Origin of the sequence: Amycolatopsis pithecellobii (assembly GCF_009707865.1) — a bacterium.
Classification (GTDB): Bacteria; Actinomycetota; Actinomycetes; order Mycobacteriales; family Pseudonocardiaceae; genus Amycolatopsis_E; species Amycolatopsis_E pithecellobii.
In genome coordinates, this window is sequence record NZ_WMBA01000044.1 from 62,949 (window position 1) to 69,549 (window position 6,601).

8 protein-coding genes are annotated in these 6,601 nt (G+C 68.7%); 5 read left to right on the forward strand and 3 right to left on the reverse strand.

Translation table 11 applies throughout. From position 1 onward, the window contains the following. Positions 1–137 precede the first annotated feature (137 nt). From GKO32_RS24940 to GKO32_RS24960, 5 genes are all read left to right on the forward strand, one after another. Positions 138–773, forward strand: a complete 636-nt coding sequence (locus tag GKO32_RS24940) for a sensor domain-containing protein (protein ID WP_154759332.1) — start codon at positions 138–140, stop codon at positions 771–773. Positions 774–781: 8 nt separating this feature from the next. Beyond that, entirely contained in the window at positions 782–1,906 is a 1,125-nt protein-coding gene (locus GKO32_RS24945) for a sensor histidine kinase (RefSeq protein WP_154759333.1), read from the forward strand. Between the two features lie 8 nt (positions 1,907–1,914). Continuing rightward, the gene (locus GKO32_RS24950; protein ID WP_154759347.1) at positions 1,915–2,559 is read left to right on the forward strand and encodes a response regulator transcription factor; all 645 of its coding nucleotides are present in this window, start codon (positions 1,915–1,917) and stop codon (positions 2,557–2,559) included. Positions 2,560–2,650: 91 nt separating this feature from the next. Beyond that, positions 2,651–2,866 carry a DUF8847 domain-containing protein gene (locus GKO32_RS24955; RefSeq protein WP_154759334.1) on the forward strand — a complete coding sequence of 72 codons (216 nt, stop codon included), beginning with the start codon at positions 2,651–2,653 and terminating at the stop codon, positions 2,864–2,866. A 97-nt stretch (positions 2,867–2,963) separates the two neighbouring features. After that, complete coding sequence (locus GKO32_RS24960; protein WP_154759335.1) at positions 2,964–4,223, forward strand: acyltransferase family protein; 1,260 nt, start codon at positions 2,964–2,966, stop codon at positions 4,221–4,223. Here GKO32_RS24960 and GKO32_RS24965 read toward each other — a convergent pair. From GKO32_RS24965 to ftsX, 3 genes are all read right to left on the reverse strand, one after another. Further along, positions 4,213–5,103 (reverse strand): amidohydrolase family protein, encoded by an 891-nt coding sequence (locus tag GKO32_RS24965; RefSeq protein WP_312868505.1) that lies wholly within the window; start codon positions 5,101–5,103, stop codon positions 4,213–4,215. The genes GKO32_RS24960 and GKO32_RS24965 overlap by 11 nt on opposite strands. Beyond that, complete coding sequence (gene smpB, locus GKO32_RS24970) at positions 5,100–5,576, reverse strand: SsrA-binding protein SmpB (protein ID WP_154759336.1); 477 nt, start codon at positions 5,574–5,576, stop codon at positions 5,100–5,102. Before smpB ends, GKO32_RS24965 begins: the two co-directional genes overlap by 4 nt. Positions 5,577–5,639: 63 nt before the next feature. Beyond that, complete coding sequence (gene ftsX / locus GKO32_RS24975) at positions 5,640–6,536, reverse strand: permease-like cell division protein FtsX (protein ID WP_154759337.1); 897 nt, start codon at positions 6,534–6,536, stop codon at positions 5,640–5,642. Positions 6,537–6,601 lie beyond the last annotated feature (65 nt).

Genomic DNA, 6,601 nt, shown 5'->3' on the forward strand with positions numbered 1-6,601 from the left:
TCCCAGTCTAACGCGTCCGGCAACCGGCTTTCTTCCCCCGGGGTAGGGCCCGCCCTACCCCGCGAACACCCGGTTTCCCCATGGCTCGCCCGCCACGGATGGCGGACGCTGGTTCCGGCTCCAGGAGGAGGGAAAACATGCACACGATCCAGGACGGGACGAGGCCACGCCCGCCGGTTGCCGGTTCGCTGGGATACCTGCTGCTCAACCTGCCGGTCGGCATCGCGGGGTTCGTCGCCGTCGTGACGCTGGCGGCGGTCGGCCTGGGCACGGCGGTCGTGTGGGCCGGGGTTCCCGTTCTCGCCCTCCTGCTCCTGGGTACCCGCGCCGCCGCACGGTTCGAGCGCGCCCGAGCCCACGCCCTGCTCGGGACGTACATCGCCACGCCGTACCGGCCATTGCCGGCGACGGGCTGGCGAGCGCGATGGCGAGCGCGGCTGCTCGACGGCGCGACCTGGCGGGACCTGGGCTACTTCGTCCTGCTGTTCCCCGTCGCCACCGCGGAGTTCGTCATCCTCGTGACCTGTTGGTCAGCGGGGCTGGCGCTGACCGCGCTACCCATCTACGCCCCCGCGGACAGCGACCTGTTCGGCGCACCGGTACAGACGTTGCCGTGGGCGGCGGTCGGCCTGCTGGTGCTCGCGCTTTCGCGGACGGTGACCCGCGCGATGGGTGCGGCGCACGCGCGGTTCGTGCGGCTCGTGCTCGGCCCGGGTCCCCGTGCGCGGCGACTGGCGGAAAGCGAGTCCGATTCGCTCGCTCCGGTGGCATGATGACCGCTATGGCCGCAGACCGGGCCCCCCTCGAGCAGCCGCGGCCGAAGTCGGTCCGCACGATCGCGTACCTGATCGCCGGGTTCGTCCTCCACCTCGTGCAGTTCGTGTTCATCGTGGTCGGTATCGCGGTGGGGGCCGCGACGGTCGTCATCTGGATCGGCATCCCGATCCTCATAGCGACGACGAGTCTCGTGCGTGGCTCGGCGAATCTCGAACGCCGGTTCGTCCGCCGAATGCTCGACACGCCGCTGCCCCAGGTCGAGCGCGCCCCCGTCGAAGGCGGGTTGCTGCGCCGCTGGCGGCACCGGCTCGTCGACCCGACGACGTGGCGTGATCTCGGTTATCTCCTGCTGACGTTCCCGCTGAGCGTGGTCGAAGGCGCGGTGGGGCTCGCGTCGATCGTGCTGCTGCCGATCGCGATCTGGGTGGCACCGTGGATCGGCTGGACCCACGGCTCGCTGGCGCTGGCGTTGCTCGGCCCGAACCGCACGAAGCGGCTCGAGGTCAAGGCACAGCATTTGCAGGCGTCGCGGGCTCGGGGTGTCGACGCGGCCGAAGCCGAGCGCCGGCGCATCGAGCGGGACCTGCACGACGGCGTCCAGCAGCGGCTGGTGTCGGTCGCGATGAGCCTGGGTCGGGCGAAGAACAAGACGGACCCGCACGCGGTCCGGGAGCTGATCGACGAGGCGCATGTGGACGCGAAACTCGCCGTGTCGGAACTGCGGGATCTCGCCCGCGGCATCTACCCGGCGGTGCTGGCCGACCGGGGTCTCGACGCGGCTTTGTCGGCGCAGGCGGCGAAATCTCCGATCCACGTCGACGTCACCGTGGACGTGCAGCCGCGCCCACCGGCCGCGGTCGAGACCATCGCTTACTTCGTCGTCGGCGAGACCCTGACCAACGTCGCGAAACATTCGGGTGCCACCGAAGCCGGCGTCAAGGCGTGGCGAACCGAGGACAAAGTGGTCGTGGAGATCACCGACAATGGGCACGGCGGCGCGGAGGTCCGGCCAGGCGGTGGACTCGCCGGGCTCGCCGACCGAGCGGCGACGATCGACGGGGTGATCACGGTGGTGAGTCCAGCGGGCGGCCCGACCGTCATCAGGGCCGACCTGCCCTGTGTGTGGTGAGCGACCGGATGCGTGTGGTGCTCGCCGAGGACGCGGTCCTGCTGCGTGCGGGGGTGCAGCGGCTGCTGGCCGACGAGGACATCGAGACCGTCGCCGCGGTCGGCAACGGCGACGATTTCGTGCACGTGGTCACCGCACACAAGCCCGACCTGGCGATCGTGGACGTCCGGATGCCGCCGACGTTCACCGACGAGGGTCTGCGCGCCGCGCTCGCGGCCCGAGACGCGGTGCCGGGCCTGCCGGTACTCGTCCTGTCGCAGTACGTCGAGGAGAGCTACGCCGTCGAGCTGCTGTCAGGCGGCGCGGGCGGGGTCGGGTACCTGCTCAAGGAGCGGGTCGCCGATGTCGCCGACTTCCTCGATGCGGTCCGCCGGGTCGCCCGTGGCGGCACGGCGATCGACCAGGAGGTGATCGCGCAGTTGATGGCGCGAGGTCGCAAGAACCCGCTCGACGCGCTGACCGCGCGGGAGTCCGAAGTGCTGGGTCTGATGGCCCAGGGCCTGTCGAACACGGCGATCGGCGCGCGGCTGGTGGTCTCCCAGGGCGCGGTGGAGAAGCACATCGGGAACATCTTCGCGAAGCTCGGGCTCGAAGCCAGCGCGGAGGAACATCGCCGGGTGCGCGCTGTGCTCACCTATCTCGGCCGCGCTTGAAGTTTCTCACCCGATCCGTGGCCCCCATCGCGATGCACGCTCCCCTATCCTGGTCGGACGTCAGCACATCGACACCTTCGAGGGGGCCGGAATGACCGAGTTGAGCGTCCGCTTCTTCGGCGGGCCTCTGGACGGGCGGGTCCAGACCCTCGGTGACACGGAACCGGTGTCCGGCACGGTGATGCGGCACGTCCACCTGCACGACGGTCCCAAGATCGAGACTCATTACCAGCTCGGCTACAGCCAGGAAAACGGCTGGGAGTACCGCCTGTGCGGGATGGTGACCCCCGAGGTCGACGAGGTCTGAGTAGGGCTGGCCCCACCGACGGGGTGCCCGGAATCGGAAACGAAGACGGTGGCTGACCGGGCTGACCGGAAGTCCTTGTGCGACAAGGCTTTCCGGCATGCAACCAGGTCAGCGGGACACTTTCCTCGACGTCGTACGCGCCGGCGCGATACTGGCGGTGATCACTCAGCACTGGCTGATGCCCGTGCTGAGCTACTCCAGCGGCCACCTCGTCACGGGTAACGCGCTCGCCACCCCCGGCTGGGCCGTCATCACGTGGGCTTCACAGGTCATGCCACTGGTGTTTTTCGCCGGTGGCGCCGCCAACTTCATCTCCCTGCACCGCGCGGCCTCAGCCCGCGACTGGCTCGCCGGACGGATCGGCAGGTTGCTGCTCCCGGTGCTCCCGCTGGCCGCCGTCTGGCTCGCCGCGCCAGGACTCCTGAGTGGCCTCGGCGCGCCGGAGCAGCCCGTCGAGGTCGCGGGCGTCATCGCCGGGCAGCTGCTGTGGTTCCTCGCCGTGTACCTGCTGACCGTGCTCGCCACCCCGCTCATGGCCGTCGCGCATCGCCGCTGGGGCCTGCTGGTCCCGGCGGTGCTGGCCGTGTTGGCAGTGCTGGTGGACGTCGTGCGCTTCGACGGCTTCGGGCCGTTCGGCTACCTCAACGCCGTCTTCGTCTGGCTCGCCGTGCACCAGCTGGGATTTCACTACGTGGACGGCAAACTCGGTGCCCTGAACCGGAAATCCGCGCTTACCCTGTCCGCCACGGGCTTCGGGATCACCGCGCTCATGGTCGCGTTCGGCCCGTATCCGATGAGCATGATCGGCATGCCCGGCGCGCCGGTGTCGAACATGAGCCCGCCGACCGCCCTGCTGCTGAGCCTCGCCGTCGGCCAACTCGGACTGGTGCTCGCGCTGCGCCCCCAGCTGCGGACCCTCGCGGAACGACCGCTCGCCGGCGACGCGCTGCGGTGGATCGGAGCCCGGTTCATGAGTATCTACCTGTGGCACATGCCCGCACTCGTGATCGTTGCGGGCATCAGCGTGCTCGGATTCGGTTACGCCACACCGGAACCCGGCTCACTGCGCTGGTTCGCGACCGCCCCGCTGTGGTTCGCCGCGGCCACGACCGTCCTCATTGGACTGTTGCGCGTGTTCGGCCGCTTCGAAAGGCCACCGGCATTGGGCGCTCCGGCGCCGATGGCACGGCTGGTCACCGCAGCCTTACTGGGTGCCGCCGGGCTGCTCGGGCTGGCCGCGCGAGGGTTCACCAGCCCTATCTTCACGGGTCCGGTGCCTTCCGTGCTCCTCGTGCTGATGGGCGTCCTGCTGGCCTCGCGCCCGAGCGCGGTGCCTGTCAAGGACTTCAGAGGCTGAGCAGCTTCGCCGGGGTGTCGTGCAGCACCGCGCGCAGAAACGATTCGCCCAGCCGCTTGTCAGCAGCCCACCCGGCGATCGCCCGCAGTTGCGTGGCATACGAGTACGGGATGTTCGGGAAATCCGTGCCCAGCACCACCCGGTCGGCAATCCCGGCGAGCCGGTCGGTCCAGTTTCCGGGCAGCGCCATCAGGTTCTCGGTGAACGGGACGCCGACCATGGTGGTGTCGAGGTGCACGCGCGGATACTTCTCGACGAGGTCGAGCGCGACTTCGTACTCGGGCATCCCGGCGTGGGCGAGCACCGCGACCAGCCGCGGATGCCGCGCGAGCACGTCGCCGAAAACGTCGAGCCCGGTGAACGGACCGCGTTCGGGCCCGTGCCCGGCGTGCACGACGACCGGCACACCCGCGTCCGCGATCGCGCCCCACACCGGATCCAGCAGCGCATCCCGCGGATCGTAGGCACCGACTTGCACGTGCGCCTTGAAACACCGGGCACCCGCCCGCAGCTCACTGTCCACATAGGACGCGGCAGCGGGTTCGGGGAAGAACGTCGCGGTGCGCACGGCCGCCGGCACGCGCTCGGCGAACCCGGCGAGCCAGCCGTTGAGCCACTCGGCCATACCGGGCTTGTGCGGGTACGCCAGTGGCACGAACCGTCGCACCCCGAACGACTCCAGCAACGCGACGCGATCGGCTTCCGGCTGCCGGTACCAGACCGGCCACGGTGCGCCGAGCCGGTCCCCGACCTGGTCGAAGTAGGCCCAGACCTTCGTCTGCATCCGCTCCGGCAAAAAATGCAGATGCAGGTCGATCAGCCCGTCGAGACCAAGGCCCCGCACCCATCCCGCGATGTCCTCGTCCCGCTCCGGGATCACCGACGGCCCTTGAGCGCCCGCCCCATGGCGCGGCTCATCTCACGCTGCGCGTCCCGTTTCGCCAGGTCCTGCCGCTTGTCGTAGGCCTTCTTGCCCTTCGCGAGCGCGAGTTCGACCTTGACCTTGCCGTCCTTGAAGTACAGCGACAGCGGGACCAGGCTCAGCCCGCTCTCCTTGGTTTTGCCGATCAGCTTCTCGATTTCGCCACGGTGCAACAGCATCTTGCGATGCCGCCGGGCCTCGTGGTTGGTCCAGGTGCCGTGCTCGTACTCGGGGATGTGCAGGTTACGCAGCCAGACCTCACCGTCGTCGACGGTCGCGAACGCGTCGGCCAGCGACGCGCGGCCGGCGCGCAGGCTCTTCACCTCGGTGCCCACCAGTACGAGACCGGCTTCGTAGGTGTCCAAAATCGACCAGTCGTGCCGAGCACGCCGGTTCGACACGATCACCTTGTGGCCACGTTCCTTGGGCATAAAAACCAGCTTAACCCCCGCCCGCCCCCGCCCTCAGACGGAAACGCTGCGCGTTGCTCTGTTCTAATGGCGAACGTATAGCCGCAGCGTGACGTATCCGGTGCTGGCCGAGATGATGATCGACGCGAGCAGCAGCCACGGCGCGGTCACGATGATGTCCAGCACCTCGATCTTCGGGATGATGCCCGAGGTGACCTGCAGGATCCGGTCGATGAAGGCGTACTTCAACGCGATCAGCCCCGCCACCGACAACACCCAGCCGACGATGCCGGTCATCACCGCCTCCAGCAGGAACGGCAGCTGCGTGTACCAGCGGGTCGCACCGACCAGGCGCATGATGCCGACCTCGGTGCGCCGCGTGAACGCGGAAATCTGGACCGTGTTGGAGATCAGCAGCAGTGCGGCGAGCGCCTGGATGAGCGCGATGACGAACGTGCCGTCCCGGACCGCGCCGAGCAGGCCGAAGAACCGGTCGAGGAACTGTTTCTGGTCCTCGACGCGGTCGACGCCCGGGCTGGTTCCGTACTGCTGCTGGATGATCTCGCTCCGGCTCGGGTCGTGCAGCTTGATCTGCAGTGACGCCGGCAGTGCCTCGGGTCGCGCGGACTGCACGAGGATCGGGTTGTCCTGGAAGATCTTCTTGAACCGCGCATACGCCTGGTCGCGGTTCTCGAACACCACGGACTCGACGGCCGCGTTGTTCTGGATCTGCTGGCGCAGGTTCCGGCACGGATCCTGTGAGCAGTCCTTGTCGTTGGCGCTGACGTCCTGCGTCAGGTAGATCGACACTTCGACATCGGCGAGGTAGTCCACCTGCATCTTGTCGATGGTGCGCACGATGAGCAGGCCACCACCGAGCATGCCGAGCGAGACCGCGGTGGTGATGATCATGGCGATGGTCATCGTGACGTTCCGGCGTAGACCGGTGAAGACCTCGCTGAAAACGAAGCTTGCGCGCATCGGGGATTGCGTCCTTGGGTGTCGGGGCAGTGGGTCCCCCCGAGCCGAAGGCTGGGGGAGGGGGC

What these genes read in the sequence shown, in the direction of transcription:
- smpB (WP_154759336.1), bottom strand. Translation starts at nt 5,576, where the DNA reads ATGCCCAAGGAACGTGGCCACAAGGTGATCGTGTCGAACCGGCGTGCT.
- GKO32_RS24945 (WP_154759333.1), top strand. Translation starts at nt 782, where the DNA reads ATGGCCGCAGACCGGGCCCCCCTCGAGCAGCCGCGGCCGAAGTCGGTC.
- GKO32_RS24950 (WP_154759347.1), top strand. Translation starts at nt 1,915, where the DNA reads ATGCGTGTGGTGCTCGCCGAGGACGCGGTCCTGCTGCGTGCGGGGGTG.
- GKO32_RS24960 (WP_154759335.1), top strand. Translation starts at nt 2,964, where the DNA reads ATGCAACCAGGTCAGCGGGACACTTTCCTCGACGTCGTACGCGCCGGC.
- ftsX (WP_154759337.1), bottom strand. Translation starts at nt 6,536, where the DNA reads ATGCGCGCAAGCTTCGTTTTCAGCGAGGTCTTCACCGGTCTACGCCGG.
- GKO32_RS24940 (WP_154759332.1), top strand. Translation starts at nt 138, where the DNA reads ATGCACACGATCCAGGACGGGACGAGGCCACGCCCGCCGGTTGCCGGT.
- GKO32_RS24955 (WP_154759334.1), top strand. Translation starts at nt 2,651, where the DNA reads ATGACCGAGTTGAGCGTCCGCTTCTTCGGCGGGCCTCTGGACGGGCGG.